Consider the following 15,184-nt stretch of genomic DNA (forward strand, 5'->3'; position numbering starts at 1 on the left):
ACGACTGTATTGATCCTAGTTAAATCCTGCAACCGGTTTTTTTTGATGGCCGCCACCGAACGCACCGACGCTGCGCAAGGAAAGCCTCAAGAACGCGTATGACAGCGATTTTTCAGGCCGAAAAAGAAAATCCAGGACGCGACGACTCGTTGCCCGGCTTGCTTCAGGCTGATAGGATTGGCGACTAATCAAGTCGGAGATCTGTATGTCTCTTTACAGCGCGGGTGTCGAATACGGCATCCACTGCCTGCTTTTCCTGGTGGGCAATGGCGGGGATTCGCGCGAGGCGAGCGTGCGCGACCTTGCCGAACTGCAAGGCGTACCCCTGGACTACCTGGCGAAAATCTTCACCAAACTGGCCAAAGGCAAACTGGTGGTCGCCACCGAAGGCATGCGCGGGGGCTTCAAGCTGGCCCGGCCCGCTGACGAAATCACTTTGCTGGATATCGTCAACGCCATCGACGGGCGCAAGTCGATCTTCGATTGCCGGGAGATTCGTGGCCGTTGCGCCGTGTTCGAGGGCGACCCGCCAGAATGGGCAATGGAGGGTCTGTGCGCGGTCCATGGGGCGATGATGGTTGCGCAAAAGCGCATGGAAGAAGCCCTCGCCCAACAAACCATCCTGGACATCGCCAGGAAATTCGGGCGCAAGGCTCCACCGGAGTTCGGCGTCAAAGTGGAAAGCTGGATGAACGAGCGTCGGGAACGCAAGAGTGCCGCCTCGTCGAGCGAGCACATCATCCCGACGACCAGTCTTTCAGACTGATCCACACAAAAAAACCGGATGCACGCCAGGCATCCGGTTTTTCTCGATTCAGGCGATAAGCGGTCGGCGACGGCCTTTCTCTTTCCCGTGCCTACAGGCAGTCACGCACGATCTTGCGCAGATCACCGGACTTGGCCCAAGGCGGCCCCTGATACAGCGAAATCTGGCTGCCATCCTTGTATTTCACGATATCCAGCACTTCGTCGGCCGTGATCACGCTGGGCGCGGTGATCCGGTATCCATTGGATATGGAAACCTGGGTCGTATTCGAGACTTCCTCTTGCCAGGCAGGCAATACGCACGCCGCATACTCTTTTGGCGTCTTTGCACTGTGCTTGCTGACATTCGGCTCGCCCGGCACCATCGACGCCGGCAACGAACACCCGGCCAGCAATGCCAGCGCGACTCCCCCCATCAACATCCGCATGCTGCTTCCTTAAATTCGAAAAAAGAAAATGTAGCTCGCCGCTGTCCGCACATCCATCCCAATGCTTGGGCGACCGTCATTGATACCGTTTTCGCCAGTTAGTTCCTGGCCTGCGGTAATTTGATATCACTCTGCCGCCGAAAAAACCGACACTTGAGTAGAACAGCGTAGTTTTCCGTTCACGCTCTGTTTTCCCGACCAATGGAAATCCCGCTGATTCGGACGAACACAACCTCCGGTGCAGTAATCGGGTCTAAAATTCCGGAGTGCAGTATTCAGGAGGTCATCATGTGGCTTAACGAATCGGAACAGGAACTTCGGCGTGATCTGCAAGGGCTTGCGTCGGATTTGCGCTGGTCGGCCGTGGAGCTTTTGCGCATCGAGCAGCAACTGCGCCTGCTCGGGAACGAAGTCGACGCGCAAGCGATTCAAAAACTGTGTGCTTTGTTTCAGGGGGATGAAGAAAAACTGTCCGGCTATGCCGAGGAAGTGAAAGCCAAGGTCATTAGCCGCAACAAGGAAAAATAGCGGGAGCGCTGCCATGAACAGGCCTCTAGTCACGCTGGTCGTCGCACTGACCGCGTTGGCAGGTTGCAGCAACAACTCGATCTACCAGGACCAGCCCCTGGTTGCAAAAGTCAATACTGGCATGACGCAGGAGCAAGTCCGGCAAATCGGCGGCCAGCCCCTGGCGATCAGCGATCGCACCGTCGAACCCGGTACGTGCTTTGACTACAAACTGACTCATGCCGAACATCAGCAGACGTACAACGTCAGTTTCGATGGCCGCGGCATGGTCGATCACAAGAGCTTCATGACTTGCGCGGAATGGAGCCACGCACAGCAAAAGGCCCGGGAACCCTCCCGCCCCAGCGGAGGTGGTGGCTACTAGTACCCCCCCTGTAGGAGCGAGCATGCTCGCGATGGACGTCAACGATAACGCGGGCTGTCTGAATGCCCGCGTTGTCCTGGCATTTTTCGCGAGCATGCCGCAAGCGGGCACCCGCTCCTACAGGGTTGTTTGTTGACTGCCCGCAGGTTTCGCAGCACGTGCCCTGTAGCCGGGCAGCGAAGCGGCGAATGCCAGCGCTTCTTCCCGACTGGCAAACGAGCCAAGCCGGTCACCCTGGGTACATACCCGCCAGGGACCGTTGTTCACGCTGAGTACGTCATACCCATTCATGTGCATCTTGTTCAACATCGGAACGCTCATAGTCACCTCCTTTCGGGCAGTGATATCAGGTTGACTTGCTTACCTTACACCCACCCTTCTCCAAAATACCGACCAGCTGTCGCCATGGAAATTCCCGCAATCGGTTGCACTAATGGTCCTGGCTCCTGGCCAACGCCGTCGCCGCCCTGTCGATCAATGCCGCCACTTCGGCGGGCATCGACGCCAGTGATGCATGACTGGCGTTCAAGGTCAGAATTTCCCGGGCATTGAGCCGCTCGGCCATCCATTGCTGGTTTTGCGGCGCGATCATCCGGTCTGCGGTCGAAACCTGGTACCACGAGGGCTTGTTCTTCCAGGCCACCGTGCCAATGGTGTCACCGAAGGTACTGGCCAGCGGCGCTTTCTGGGTGAGCCCCATGACCAGCCCTTCGGTCGCCGGCAGGTCCTGGCAGAAGCTTTCGTGATAGAGCTCGGGCTTGACCCACAGGTAACCGTCGCTGTCGGGAGCCAGGTTGGCCGCCGCCGCGGGCAGATGCCGTTGCGTGATGCCACCGGGGCTTTCACCGGCATCCGGTGCGAAGGCGGCGATGTACACCAGGCCTACCACATTCGGCTGGTCGCCGGCTTCGGTAATCACCGCACCGCCATAGGAATGCCCCACCAGCAGTACCGGCCCCGGTATCTGGGCGACCATCTTGCGCGTGCGCTCGGCATCTTCGGCCAGGGATGTCAGCGGCAACTCGACGGCACGAATGTGCGTGTCGCCGCGGCTGAGCAATTTGACGATGACTTTGTTCCAGTGGGCAGCGCCCCCCCAGAAACCATGGACCAGCACGATCGTGGGTTTGTCACTCATCACCATGACTCCGTTGATTGCCGATGGGATTGTCTGTCGCTCGCGTCAGCCCTGATCGCCGCCGCCCACGGGCATGACCATGCCGGTGATATAGGACGCTTCGTCGCTGGCCAGAAACAGAATAGCCCCCGCCTGCTCATCCAGCGTGCCGTAGCGTTTCATCAAACTGCTGTCGAGGGTCTGGTCGACGATCTGCTGGTACCAGCGTTTTTCCTGCTCACTCTGCTCCGCCCCATTGCGGGGTATGCGTCGCGGCGGTGCTTCGGTGCCGCCCGGCGCAGTGGCGTTGACCCGCACGCCACGACCGGCGGTCTCGAACGCCAGACAGGCGGTCAAGGCATTCACCCCACCTTTTGCCGCACCGTAGGGCACGCGGTTGAGGCTGCGGGTGGCGATGGAAGAGACGTTGACGATCGCTCCACTGCCCTGCTCCAGCATGAATGGCAGTGCGGCATGGCAACACCACAAGGTCGGGAACAGCGAACGACGAACCTCGGCCTCGATCTGCGACGCCTCATAATGCTCGAACGGCTTGGCCCAGATCGTCCCGCCGACGTTGTTGATCAACACATCGAGGCGACCGAAGCGCTCGACGGCGGTCTGCATCACCCGGCTGCATTCTGCGTATTGCTCAAGGTCGGCGGTCAGGGCCAGTACCTGACAGGTCGAGGCCAGTTGCTGCTGGACTTCGAACACCAGGTCGGAGCGATCCACCAGGATCAGCTTCGCCCCTTCGGCGGCCATGCGCTCGGCTACCCGCCGGCCGATACCCTGGGCTGCGCCGGTGATCAGCGCGACTTTTTCGTGAAATCTGTTCATGTGTACCTCAAATGTTCCGGATCGAAGCACGACCCTGTGGGAGCGAGCCTGCTCGCGAAAGCGGACTTACAGGCGACATCAATGTTGAATGTTCCGGCCCTTTCGCGAGCAGGCTCGCTCCCACATTGGGTCCCTGCCCACACCGGGAGTTCGTGCGCAGCTCACGCCGCGCTGGCGGCGAATTTTTCGTAGTAGAAATTCGCCGGCGCGATGCCCTGTTCGCGAATGTACTGGCTGACCGCCTCGACCATCGGCGGCGGGCCGCACAGGTAGACGTCGACATCGCCATCGTTCAGATGCTTTGGCTCGATGTGCTGGGTCACGTAGCCCTTGAGCGGATGCCGGCTCTCGGGGCTGGCGACGCAGGCGCTGAAGGTGAAGTTGGGGATGCGCGCGGCAAAGGCTTCGAGTCGGTCGATTTCCACCAGGTCGAAATCGTGGGTCACTCCGTAGATCAGATGCAGCGGGTGATCGCTGCCTTGCTCGGCGATTTTCTCCAGCATCGCGGTGAACGGCGCCAGCCCGGTGCCACCGGCCAGCAACAACAGCGGCCGACGGATGTCGCGCAGGTAGAAACTGCCCAGGGGACCTGCCAGGCTCATGCTGTCACCGGCCTTGGCCATGCCGGTGAGGAAGCTGCTCATCAAGCCGCCGGGCACGTTGCGGATCAGGAAACTGACCTCGCCGTCGCGTTGCAACGAGCTGAACGAGTACGCGCGGGTCTGCTCGCTGCCGGGAATCCCCAGGTTCACGTACTGCCCCGGCAGGAACGCCAGTTTGCTCAAGGCCTCGCCCTTGATCGACAGCGCGATGGTGCTGTCGGACAGCTGACGCACGGCGCTGATGGTGGCGTCGTAACTGGCCTGCCGGGTACGGCAGACTTCTGATGAGGTCGGCACCCGCACCACGCAATCGCTCTGGGCGCGCATCTGGCAGGTCAGGACAAACCCCTGTGCGGCCTCTTCAGGGCTGAGGGCGTCTTCGATGTACTCCTCGCCCAGATCGTATTGGCCAGCTTCGGCAAAGCACTTGCAGGTGCCGCAGGCGCCGTCGCGGCAGTCCAGCGGGATGTTGATGCCCTGGCGGTACGCGGCGTCGGCCACGGTTTCGCCCACGTTGGCGTCGATGAACCGGGTGACGCCGTCTTCAAAATTGAACGCGATGGAATGGGTCATGACGGCCGCCTCACAAGTGGTAAACATCGATGACCTGGCGAACGTAGTCGTTCTTCAGGATCACTTTCTTGGCCTTGATCAGGGGGTTTTCACCGCGAACGTCAAGGGTGTAGAAACTGCTGCCGAAATAGCTGTCGACGGTCTTGTAGCGAAAGCTCAGGGTGTGCCAGTTGAAACGTACCTTGCACAGTCCATCGGCCTGTTCGAGCAGCTCGATGTTGCTGATGTTGTGGGAGGTCCGGGTGTCCGGCACGCTGGCGCTGGAACGCTCGGTCTTGATGCGGAAGATGCGGTCTTCAAGGCCGGTGCGATTGCCGTACCAGATCAGCGAGATTTCCCGCTGCGGGTCTTCGGTCAACTCGTCGTTGTCGTCCCACGACGGCATCCAGAACGTGGCGTCCGGGGCGTAAAGCTCCAGCCACTCATCCCATTGCCGGTCATCGAGGTAACGCGCTTCGCGGTAGAGGAAATCGCGAACGGTATCAAAGGAAACACTCATTGCACGTCCTCCACGGCGATCAGTTTCGACTGCTCGGCCGCCAGGGCCTTGAGCATGGTCTGCTGCCAGTACTTGTGTTGCAGCACGAACAGGCCTTCGTCTTCGGTGCGCACGCCACTGAGCAGCGGGTGCAGGTCGATCTCTTTGGCGGCTTCGTCAGCACCTTCGATCCAGTGCTCGGCGCCCCGGGACATGTCGTTCCAGGTGGTGACACTGCCCTGGTAGCTGGTCTGGCAGGAGCGGAACTCCTCCAGGTCGTCCGGCGTGGCCATGCCACTGACGTTGAAGAAATCCTCGTACTGGCGAATGCGGCTGGAACGGGCGTGGTCGCTCTCGCCTTTAGGGGCGATGCAGTAGATGGTGATTTCCGTGCGGTTGACCGAAATCGGCCGGGCAATACGGATCTGCGAGCTGAACTGGTCCATCAGGTACACGTTCGGGTACAGGCACAGGTTGCGCGAGTTTTCGATCATCCAGTCGGCGCGGGCCTTGCCGAAGTCCCGGGCCAGTTCATCGCGGCGCTCGTACAGCGGACGGTCCTCGGGGTTGGCCCAACGGGTCCAGAGCAGCATGTGGCCCTTGTCGAAGGAGTAGAATCCGCCGCCCTGCTTGGCCCAGCTGCCGGCGCTCATGGTCGGGTTGGCGTCACCGGCCTCGCGCTGCTTGCGCTGGTTCTGGGTGGCCGCGTAGTTCCAGTGCACGGAGCTGACGTGGTAGCCATCGGCACCGTTTTCGGCGGTGAGTTTCCAGTTGCCTTCGTAGATATAGCTCGAAGAACCGCGCAGCACTTCCAGGCCATCGGCGGACTGGTCGACGATCATGTCGATGATCTTCGCCGATTCGCCCAGGTGCTCGACCAGCGGCAGTACATCGGCCTTGAGGCTGCCGAAAAGGAAGCCGCGGTACGACTCGAAACGCGCCACCCGGGTCAGGTCGTGGGAGCCTTCGCAGTTGAAGCTCGCCGGGTAACCGGCGTTGGCCGGATCCTTGACCTTGAGCAGCTTGCCGGAGTTGTTGAACGTCCAGCCGTGGAACGGGCAGGTGTAGGAGCTCTTGTTGCCGGACTTGTGCCGGCACAGGGTTGCGCCGCGATGGCTGCAGGCGTTGATGAAGGCGTTGAGCACACCGTCCTTGTTGCGCGCGATGAAGATCGACTGGCGCCCCATGGTCGTTGTGTAGAAATCGTTGATGTTGGGGATCTGGCTTTCGTGGGCCAGATAGAGCCAGTTGCCTTCGAAGATGTGTTCCATCTCCAGGTCGAACAACCGGGGGTCGGTGAACATCTCGCGCTTGCAGCGATAGAGGCCCTGCTCGGGATCGTCTTCAAGCAGGGAATGCAAATATTCGGGTCGCAGGGTCATGGCCGCCGCCTCCATTGTTATTGTTCAGGCAGGGGTCATGCTAGGACGGGGCAATGGGGCGCAATATCCGCGGGGTGCAGACCTTTATCCGTTTTGTGCAGGGAGAATTCCAGAGGGCAACGCGAAACCTGTGGCGAGGGGGCTTGCCCCCGTTGGGCCGCGAAGCGACCCCCGGCACTCTGTCTGGATTACTGCATCGTCCTGATTGACGGTTGCTGTGCAACCGAACGGGGGCAAGCCCCCTCGCCACAGGTTGTGCGGTGAACTCAGTGCCGGCGCTTGAGGGTATCGGACGGCAACTCGCCGAACTGCTTGCGGTAGCTGTCGGAGAACCGGCCCAGGTGCAGGAAGCCGTAATCCATCGCCACTTCCGTGATGTTGCGCACGTTGCAGGTCGGGTCGCTCAGGCAGGCGTTGATGCGTTCCAGGCGTTTCTGGCGCAGGTAGTTTTTCGGCGTAAGGCCGGCGTTGCGCTCGAACAATGCGTACAACGAACGCAGGCTCATGTGGGCCTGGCGTGCCAGTGCTTCGCTGTCGATGTCCTGCTTGAGGTGGTTGGCGATGTAATCGGCGATCGCCTCGAACGTAGCCGTCTGCGAGCCCAGCTCGAGGCGGCAGACATTGGTCTTCATCAGGCTGAGCATCTTGCTGACGATGATCTGCGTGTAATGCTCCTGCACCCTGGGGATCTGCTCGGTGGATTCGGCCTCCTGACAGATCATTGCCAGCAGGTTGACGAAACCTTCCAGCTCATTGAGCTGGTAACGGTTTTCCAGAAACCGCACGCCCTGCCCCGGATAGCGCCAGCGCTGCTCATCGCAGACTGATTCGAACAAGCGGGTCGGGACTTTGAGGATGAATTTTTCGCAATCGTCGGAATAGGTCAGGTCCACCGGATCGTCGGGATTGATCAACAGCAATTCGCCGGGGGCGAAGTAATGCTCCTGGCCGTGACCGCGCCACAGGCAATTGCCGCGCAGCAACACTTGCAGGTGATAGATGCTGTCCAGCGCACCGGACGTCACACGCACACTGGCGCCGTAGCTGATGCGGCACAGGTCGAGGCTGGCGAACTTGCGATGGTCAAGGCTGGCCAGCGGGCTGCCGGCACGGGGCATGAGGATGCAGTGGTTACCGACGTGCTGATTGACATAGCCGGACACCGCGTAAGGGTCGGCATGGTCGAAAACCCGGCTGCGCTGACTCAACAGTTGCGCTTGCATCATCAGGTCACTCTCGTTGTTGTTATAGGTTGCGTCGGACCATTCTAGAACCGAACCCCTGTAGGAGCGAGTGCCCGCTTGCGGCAAGCTCGCGATAGCGGTTTGACATTCAACATTTATGTTGACTGGCACTCCGTCATCGCGAGCATGCTCGCTCCTACAGGAGGGATTTGCGATCAGTCTTGCAGGGCGCGCAAACGCTCGCCGCGCTGTTGCTCCTCAGGCTGCGCCGACGACTGCAGGGTGAAATCGAAGTCGATTTCGGCAAAACGTCCGCTCACACCATGGGCCGCCGCGCGCTGCTGATCGTCGCTGAAGGTGATTTTGGCGATCAGCTCATCGCGGGTGGCGTAGGCGAAATCGTCATGCAGGTATTTTTCGCCGTCGAGGTTGATCTGGGTGGTCAGGTGGCGATGATCCGGCGCGGAGATGAAGAAGTGCACGTGCGCCGGGCGCTGGCCATGACGGCCCAGTTGATCGAGCAGTTGCTGGGTCGGACCATCCGGTGGGCAGCCATAACCCGACGGCACGATGCTGCGGAAACGGTAACGACCTTCGGCATCGGTGACGATGCGACGACGCAGGTTGAACTCCGACTGCGTGGTATCGAAGTACGAGTAGGTGCCACCGGTATTGGCGTGCCAGACGTCTACGACGGCGCCAGCCAAAGGTTCGCCAGCGGTGTTGAACACGCGGCCTTGCATGAACAGGGTCACACCCGGATCGACGCCATCGTCGAGACGCGCTTCGCCCACCGACAGTGGTGCGCCCGCCACGTACAGCGGGCCTTCGATGGTACGCGGGGTGCCGCCGGTCTTGCCGGCCTGTTCGTCTTCGGCATCCATCAGCAGGTCGAGGTAATGTTCCAGGCCGAGACCGGCCACCACCAGCCCGGCTTCCTGGCGCGCACCCAGCACGTTGAGGTAGTTGACGGCTTTCCAGAACTCTTCCGGAGTCACGGCCAGGTCTTCGATGATGTTCACCGAGTCACGCAGGATGCGGTAGACCAGCGCCTTGGTCCGTGGATTGCCGGCGTCGTTGAGCAGGCCGCTGGCTTCTTCGAGAAATTTCTGGACTTCGGCAGTGTGGGAAATCTTGACGTTCATTCTGGGTTCCTCATCTTGTAATTATTGGCGTAGCGAGCTGAACAGGCTGGGCTCAGCGGTCATCGTCACGGATGGAAGAAGGATGCCGGCACATCGCGTCGATTTCGATGGCCATGTACGGGAACAGGGGCAATTGCATCAGCAGGTCATGCAGTTCCTGAACACTGTCGACATCGAACACGCTGTAGTTGGCGTAGTGCCCGGCGATGCGCCACAGGTGACGCCACTTGCCCTGCTCTTGCAGGCGCTGGGCCAGGGCTTTCTCGTCCGCCTTCAATCTGGCGGCCGCTTCGGGATTCATGTCGACCGGCAAGTTCACGGTCATTTTTACGTGGAACAGCATAATGCTCTCCTCAGGCTTGATGAATGGCTGTGGATGTCTTGTCGCGGCGGAAGAACGCCAGGCGCTCTTCATCCAGGCTCAGGCCCAGGCCCGGTGTCTTCGGTACGTGCAGTTCGAAATCGCGATACACCAGCGGCTCGCCGAGAATGTCTTCGGTCAGCAGCAGTGGGCCGAACAGCTCGGTGTCCCACGCCAGTTTGTTCAGGGTGACGAACGCATGGGCCGAAGCCATGGTGCCCAAGCCACCTTCAAGCATGGTGCCGCCGTACAGGGCGATACCGGCCGCTTCGGCGATGGACGCGGTACGCAATACAGCGCGCGGGCCGCCGTTCTTGGCGATCTTCAGGGCGAACACCGAGGCTGCGCCTTCGCGGGCCAGGTTGAACGCATCTTCCACGCATTCGATGGATTCGTCGGCCATGATCGGCGCCGGGCTCATGGCATTCAGGCGAGCCATGCCGGCGCGGTTGTTGCGCGAGATCGGCTGCTCGATCAGGTCGATGCCATTGGTGCCGAGGATCCGGCAGGCACGAATCGCGACGGCTTCGTCCCAGGCCTGGTTGACGTCGACCCGCACACTGGCGCGATCACCCAGGGCTTTCTTGATGGCGATTACATGGGCCAGGTCACGATTGACCTCCCCGGCACCGATCTTCAGCTTGAAGATGCGATGGCGGCGCAGGTCGAGCATTTTTTCCGCTTCGGCGATGTCTTTTTCGGTGTCGCCGCTGGCCAGGGTCCAGGCCACTGGCAGTGCATCACGTACGCGACCGCCAAGCAACTCACTGACCGGCAGGCCAAGGCGTTTGCCCTGGGCGTCGAGCAGCGCGGTTTCGATACCGGACTTGGCGAAGGTGTTGCCACGGATGCTGCGCTCCAGGCGCAACATGGCGGCGTTGACGTTGGCGCTGTCCTGGCCGATCAGCAGCGGCGTGAAGTGCGTGTCGATGTTGGTCTTGATGCTGTCCGGGCTTTCATTGCCGTAGGCCAGGCCACCGATGGTGGTGGATTCACCGATGCCTTCGATGCCGTCGGCGCAACGCACGCGGATGATCACCAGGGTCTGGTTCTGCATGGTGTGCATCGCCAGCTTGTGCGGGCGGATAGTCGGCAGGTCGACGATGATCGTCTCGATCGACTCAATGGCGGTTGCAAGCATTTCGATACCCGTTAGGTTCTTGAAGTTCTGGAATCGATTCTCGTACGGCTTTTTTTGCGATGCCAATATAGAATTGGTCTGACTTGATACCTTAGAGGTATGCAACCGATGCGTATTTGGAGGTTCCATGGAACTGCGTCACCTGCGTTATTTCCAGGTATTGGCTCAAACCCTCAACTTCACCCGCGCCGCCGAGCTGCTGCACATCGCCCAGCCGCCCCTGAGCCGGCAGATCCAGCAACTGGAGGACGAGTTGGGAGTGATGTTGCTGGAACGCGGTCGACCGCTGAAGTTGACCGACGCCGGACGGTTTTTCCATGAGCACTCCACCGCCCTGCTCGAACAACTGAACAAGGTCTGCGACAACACAAAGCGTATCGGGCTGGGCGAGAAGACCTGGTTGGGTATCGGTTTTGCACCCTCGACACTGTATGGCGTGCTACCGGAACTGATCCGACGGTTGCGCAGTGGCGAGCCACTGGAACTGGAGCTGGGGCTTTCGGAAATGACCACCCTGCAACAGGTGCAGGCGTTGAAGGCCGGGCGCATCGACATCGGTTTCGGCCGGATCCGTATCGACGACCCGGCCATCGTCCAGACCGTGCTCACCGAGGACCGCCTGGTGGCCGCCCTGCCCGCCGGCCACCCGCTGCTCGCCGGTCCCATCAGCCTGCGGGAACTGGCCAGGGAACCCTTTGTGCTGTACCCCGGCAATCCACGACCAAGTTACGCCGACCATGTCATCGCGCTGTTCGAGTCCTGTGGCGTGCGTATCCACGTGGCGCAATGGACCAACGAGCTGCAAACGGCGATCGGTCTGGTGGGGGCAGGCATCGGGGTCACGCTGGTGCCGGCCTCGGTGCAGTTGCTGCACCGCGACGACATCGGCTTCACTCCGCTACTGGAAGACAACGCCACTTCGCCGATCATTCTCAGCCGACGGGTGGGCGATGTGTCGCCGGGGTTGAGCCATTGTCTGCGGATGATTGATGAACTGCTGCCGCCGGTCATGTAAGGCGATGATCACCTGTGGCGAGGAAGCTTGGCGGATCGCCGCACCGTCCCGTTCGGCGGCGCAGCCATCGCAAGCTCATTGACAGTGCACAGCAGTCAAACCCGGCTGAATGGTTTCAGGGTCACTCTTTCAATGGGTGTTTGCCCCCCAGATCCAGTTCCAGAATCCCGGCAGCTCGACCGGCTGCGAACCATCGCGCACGGTTCGCGCCATGGCGGCCCGCTGCAATGCGGCCTGGTCCTCGTAAAACGGCTTGTCCGCGGTTTTCACCCCGGTCTCCCGGGCGCTGTCGAGCAGTATCTGCAAGTATTCACGGGTATGCCGGGCGGTATAACGGTTGAGGTCGTGAAAGGTCACCACCACCGGGATCACCCCATCGACCACCGGCAGTTCGCCACGGGCAATGCGTTCGCGCACTTCGGACATCGAGCGCAGCATGTGCGAGCGGCGTCGGGGGCTGGCGTTGAAGCCCCAGATCTTGCCGTCATTGGCACTCAAGTCCGTCAGCAATACATGCAGGCCATGCTGCTGATAAGCGGCGAAGGTGCGTTTGTCATAGTTCCAGAATGGCGGGCGCAACAGGATCGGGGGGGCGCCGGTGATCGCCGCGATGTCGGCACTGCCGTCAGTGAGGGCCTGTTCCAGCTCCTGCGGTTCCAACGAGCGATGATTGGTGTGCCAGGGCGTCGCCGTGTGAAAGCCCAGGATATGACCTTCGGCGTGTTCGCGCCGCATGATCTCCCGACCCAACTCGCTGCCACCCGCTCGCGGTGCCCGGGTTTGCACGAAGAACACGGCCTTGATGCCCGGTTGCAGCGGGTTTTGCGCCAGGCTCTCAAGCACCGTGACGGTCGGATTCCACCAGCTCGATGCACTGGGACCGTCATCGAAGGTCAGCAGAAAGCGGATCGGTGGTTGTGCACTCAGACGCTGTTCGGTCTGCGCGGTCATTTCGATGGGTGCCGCGATGCACCCCAGCAAACCGGCCGCCATGGCACATACCGTTAATACCTTGAACAAGTGCTTCATGTTTTGCCTTGGGTCAGACCATCACGGTCATGCTTCGCTTGGCCAGGATCCTTGGCCGGATCATCCAGCTTTACCCCCGCTGGGCGGCGGGTCGAGGTTGGATAGGGTACACAGGGTTTGGTTCCGCTGCTTGCCAGGCCGGTTTCGTCGCGAGCTACTAAACTGAAATCTCCGGTCAGAGCGTCTCAACCAGAGTGTCAAGCCATGTGTGGACGACTGTCGCAATACCGCGGGATTCACGACTTCGTGGCGGTGCTGAGCATCCCCTACGCGCTGATCAATCACGTCGGCAACGAACCCCTGGCGCACTATAACGCCGCGCCCACCACGCAACTTGCCCTGCTGCATCTGGAGAATGAACGGCTGCATGCCGACGCCGTGCGCTGGGGTTGGCGTCCGCACTGGGCGACGGATCGAGTGGCACCGATCAATGCCCGGGTCGAGAAGGTCGCCCACGGCCCGTATTTCCGGGCAATCTGGCCGCATCGAGCGATCTGCCCGATAGATAACTGGTTCGAATGGGTCGATGCCGGTGATGGCAACAAACAACCGTGGTTGATTCGGCGACGGGACCGCAAGCCGATTTTTTGCGCGGTGATCGGCCAATACCCCATTGGCGGAGCCCCGCACAGAGAGCACGACGGTTTCGTCATCCTCACGGCCGACAGCGCAGGCGGCCTGCTTGACGTGCATGACCGACGCCCGGTGGTGTTCTGCCCCGAACTGGCGCGGGAATGGCTGGACCCGGCCACGCCCAAGGAACGCGCCGAAGAAATGGCCTTGTCCCAGGGCGAAGCCAGTGACGTATTCGAGTGGTACGAGGTCGACAAGGCCGTTGGCAATGTCAGGAACCAAAGTGCCGCGCTGATATGTAGGAGCGAGCATGCTCGCGATGGACGTCAACGATAACGCGTACTGCCTGAATGCCCGCGTTGTCCTGGCGTTCTTCGTCGGAACGCCGCCCGGAGCATGCTCGCTCCTACAGCACAGCACCCAGTCAGAACTTGCGGTCAGGCTCCGACAGTTCCGTACCGTCGTCAGGATGCTTCCAGTCCGGTACCGAACGCTTCTGCTGCTCTATCTCTTCTTCCGTAGGTTCGTCCACGTCCTCTTCCGGGTCCGGATGCTTGGGTTCATTGGCCATGTTCACCTCTCTTCCTGAAGGGATCGGTCATCAATCTTAAGCGTAGAACAGATCGCCCTGCCCCGCTCACAGCCACCAGCGCAGCAAAAAGAAGAAGCCCATGCTCAACAGCATGCTGAGCAAGGTATTGCGCGTGTACAGCACCAGCCCGATCGCCACCAGCGAGCTGATCAGGTAGGGATTGTCCCAGTGCAGGTTCAGTTGTTTCTCCGGCATGAACACAATCGGCCCGCAGATCGCGGTCAACATGCCCGGCACGGCAAACCCGAGGAACTGCCGGGCATTGCTGCTCAGGCGTACCGGCAGTCGCGGTTCCAGGAAAACATAGCGGTTGAGAAACACCAGCACGCCCATTCCGACAATCACAGCCCAGACCATCATGTGCGTCCACCGTGGATTTTATTGCAGACAAACCCGGCGGTCATGCCAGCCAGCCCCGACAGCACCAGCGCCGAGCCCCATTGCCAGTAGCTGAACAGCACCGAGCAGAACAGCGACACCGCCACGCACACCACGGTCGGCACATTGCGCACCACCGGAGTGATCAAGGCAATGAAGGTGGCTGCGATGGAGAAATCCAGGCCCAGGTGTTCAAGGCCGGGAATGCTGCTGCCGAGCACAATGCCCGCCAGGGTGAAGAGGTTCCAGGCGATATAGAACGTCAGGCCGACACCCAGGGCGTACCAGCGGTTGAATTGCTGTTTGTCGTGCTGGCTGGTCAGGGCGAACAGCTCATCGGTGAGCAAGAAGCCCAGCCCCGCACGCCAACGCCCCGGCAATGGAGAAATCACCGAACGCAGGCTCATCCCGTAGAGCAAATGCTGGGAGGTCAGCAGCAAGGTGGTGAGCAAGATCGAAAAAATCCCGGCACCGCCCTTGAGCATGCCGATGGCCACCAATTGAGCGGCACCGGCAAACACGATGCTCGACAGGCCCTGGCCTTGCAGGGGTGTGAGGTTGGCTTCGATGGCCATGGAACCGGCCAGCAAGCCCCAGGGCGCGGTGGCCAGGGACAGCGGCATGATCGCGGCGGCCCCGCGCAGAAAGGCGCTGCGCGGCATGAGTGAGTTGGGCATGACGTTCTACAG

Annotated in this window: 20 protein-coding genes; 5 read left to right on the plus strand and 15 right to left on the minus strand. The window is 60.8% G+C overall.

The genetic code is table 11. The features are described 5' to 3' along the window. The first annotated feature begins 205 nt into the window (after window positions 1-205). Window positions 206-766 carry an Rrf2 family transcriptional regulator gene (locus CAG47_RS24660; protein WP_085728300.1) on the plus strand — a complete coding sequence of 187 codons (561 nt, stop codon included), beginning with the start codon at window positions 206-208 and terminating at the stop codon, window positions 764-766. 91 nt (window positions 767-857) lie between these two features. Here CAG47_RS24660 and CAG47_RS24665 read toward each other — a convergent pair whose 3' ends face one another. Beyond that, entirely contained in the window at window positions 858-1,193 is a 336-nt protein-coding gene (locus CAG47_RS24665; protein ID WP_085728302.1) for a hypothetical protein, read from the minus strand. Window positions 1,194-1,481: 288 nt separating this feature from the next. Here CAG47_RS24665 and CAG47_RS24670 point away from each other — a divergent pair, with 288 nt between their 5' ends. Together CAG47_RS24670 and osmE are read left to right on the plus strand one after the other, a co-directional pair. Continuing rightward, window positions 1,482-1,721, plus strand: coding sequence for a hypothetical protein (locus tag CAG47_RS24670; protein WP_085728304.1), 240 nt, complete (start codon window positions 1,482-1,484; stop codon window positions 1,719-1,721). A 13-nt stretch (window positions 1,722-1,734) separates the two neighbouring features. Then, on the plus strand, window positions 1,735-2,085 hold the full coding sequence (gene osmE / locus CAG47_RS24675; protein ID WP_085728306.1) for an osmotically-inducible lipoprotein OsmE: 351 nt from the start codon (window positions 1,735-1,737) through the stop codon (window positions 2,083-2,085). Window positions 2,086-2,202: 117 nt separating this feature from the next. On the opposite strand, the gene CAG47_RS24680 is transcribed toward osmE, so the two are convergent. The 10 genes from CAG47_RS24680 to CAG47_RS24725 form a co-directional block, all read right to left on the minus strand. Next, entirely contained in the window at window positions 2,203-2,406 is a 204-nt protein-coding gene (locus tag CAG47_RS24680) for an SPOR domain-containing protein (RefSeq protein ID WP_085728308.1), read from the minus strand. A gap of 109 nt (window positions 2,407-2,515) precedes the next feature. Continuing rightward, the gene (locus CAG47_RS24685) at window positions 2,516-3,223 is read right to left on the minus strand and encodes an alpha/beta hydrolase (protein ID WP_085728311.1); all 708 of its coding nucleotides are present in this window, start codon (window positions 3,221-3,223) and stop codon (window positions 2,516-2,518) included. A gap of 45 nt (window positions 3,224-3,268) precedes the next feature. Continuing rightward, the gene (locus tag CAG47_RS24690; protein WP_085728313.1) at window positions 3,269-4,042 is read right to left on the minus strand and encodes a 1,6-dihydroxycyclohexa-2,4-diene-1-carboxylate dehydrogenase; all 774 of its coding nucleotides are present in this window, start codon (window positions 4,040-4,042) and stop codon (window positions 3,269-3,271) included. Window positions 4,043-4,203: 161 nt separating this feature from the next. Next, complete coding sequence (benC, locus tag CAG47_RS24695; protein WP_085728315.1) at window positions 4,204-5,217, minus strand: benzoate 1,2-dioxygenase electron transfer component BenC; 1,014 nt, start codon at window positions 5,215-5,217, stop codon at window positions 4,204-4,206. 10 nt (window positions 5,218-5,227) lie between these two features. Next, entirely contained in the window at window positions 5,228-5,716 is a 489-nt protein-coding gene (gene benB, locus CAG47_RS24700; RefSeq protein WP_085728318.1) for a benzoate 1,2-dioxygenase small subunit, read from the minus strand. Then, entirely contained in the window at window positions 5,713-7,077 is a 1,365-nt protein-coding gene (gene benA / locus CAG47_RS24705) for a benzoate 1,2-dioxygenase large subunit (RefSeq protein ID WP_085728320.1), read from the minus strand. The genes benB and benA overlap by 4 nt, the downstream gene beginning before the upstream one ends. Window positions 7,078-7,343: 266 nt before the next feature. Further along, window positions 7,344-8,303, minus strand: coding sequence for an AraC family transcriptional regulator (locus tag CAG47_RS24710; RefSeq protein ID WP_085728322.1), 960 nt, complete (start codon window positions 8,301-8,303; stop codon window positions 7,344-7,346). A 173-nt stretch (window positions 8,304-8,476) separates the two neighbouring features. Further along, window positions 8,477-9,406, minus strand: a complete 930-nt coding sequence (gene catA / locus CAG47_RS24715; protein WP_085728324.1) for a catechol 1,2-dioxygenase — start codon at window positions 9,404-9,406, stop codon at window positions 8,477-8,479. Window positions 9,407-9,458: 52 nt separating this feature from the next. Beyond that, window positions 9,459-9,749: a muconolactone Delta-isomerase gene (gene catC, locus CAG47_RS24720; protein ID WP_007978984.1), complete on the minus strand. Its 291-nt coding sequence runs from the start codon at window positions 9,747-9,749 to the stop codon at window positions 9,459-9,461. 10 nt (window positions 9,750-9,759) lie between these two features. Next, entirely contained in the window at window positions 9,760-10,908 is a 1,149-nt protein-coding gene (locus tag CAG47_RS24725) for a muconate cycloisomerase family protein (RefSeq protein ID WP_177409071.1), read from the minus strand. Window positions 10,909-11,035: 127 nt separating this feature from the next. Between CAG47_RS24725 and CAG47_RS24730 the strand changes: the two genes are divergently transcribed. Continuing rightward, entirely contained in the window at window positions 11,036-11,923 is an 888-nt protein-coding gene (locus tag CAG47_RS24730; protein ID WP_085728326.1) for a LysR family transcriptional regulator, read from the plus strand. A gap of 129 nt (window positions 11,924-12,052) precedes the next feature. Here CAG47_RS24730 and CAG47_RS24735 read toward each other — a convergent pair whose 3' ends face one another. Beyond that, the gene (locus tag CAG47_RS24735; RefSeq protein WP_085728328.1) at window positions 12,053-12,952 is read right to left on the minus strand and encodes a polysaccharide deacetylase family protein; all 900 of its coding nucleotides are present in this window, start codon (window positions 12,950-12,952) and stop codon (window positions 12,053-12,055) included. Window positions 12,953-13,156: 204 nt separating this feature from the next. Here CAG47_RS24735 and CAG47_RS24740 point away from each other — a divergent pair, with 204 nt between their 5' ends. Beyond that, a complete protein-coding gene (locus CAG47_RS24740) occupies window positions 13,157-13,861 on the plus strand; it encodes an SOS response-associated peptidase family protein (protein ID WP_085728330.1) in 705 nt (234 codons plus the stop codon). Window positions 13,862-13,949: 88 nt separating this feature from the next. Here the strand turns inward: CAG47_RS24740 and CAG47_RS28790 are convergent, their stop codons facing one another. The 3 genes from CAG47_RS28790 to CAG47_RS24750 form a co-directional block, all read right to left on the minus strand. After that, window positions 13,950-14,096, minus strand: a complete 147-nt coding sequence (locus tag CAG47_RS28790; protein ID WP_177409072.1) for a hypothetical protein — start codon at window positions 14,094-14,096, stop codon at window positions 13,950-13,952. 66 nt (window positions 14,097-14,162) lie between these two features. After that, a complete protein-coding gene (locus CAG47_RS24745) occupies window positions 14,163-14,474 on the minus strand; it encodes an AzlD domain-containing protein (protein WP_177409074.1) in 312 nt (103 codons plus the stop codon). Next, window positions 14,474-15,172, minus strand: coding sequence for an AzlC family ABC transporter permease (locus tag CAG47_RS24750; RefSeq protein ID WP_085728334.1), 699 nt, complete (start codon window positions 15,170-15,172; stop codon window positions 14,474-14,476). The genes CAG47_RS24745 and CAG47_RS24750 overlap by 1 nt, the downstream gene beginning before the upstream one ends. Window positions 15,173-15,184: the final 12 nt, after the last annotated feature.

It is taken from the genome of Pseudomonas sp. R37(2017), from assembly GCF_002113375.1.
Taxonomy (GTDB): Bacteria; Pseudomonadota; Gammaproteobacteria; order Pseudomonadales; family Pseudomonadaceae; genus Aquipseudomonas.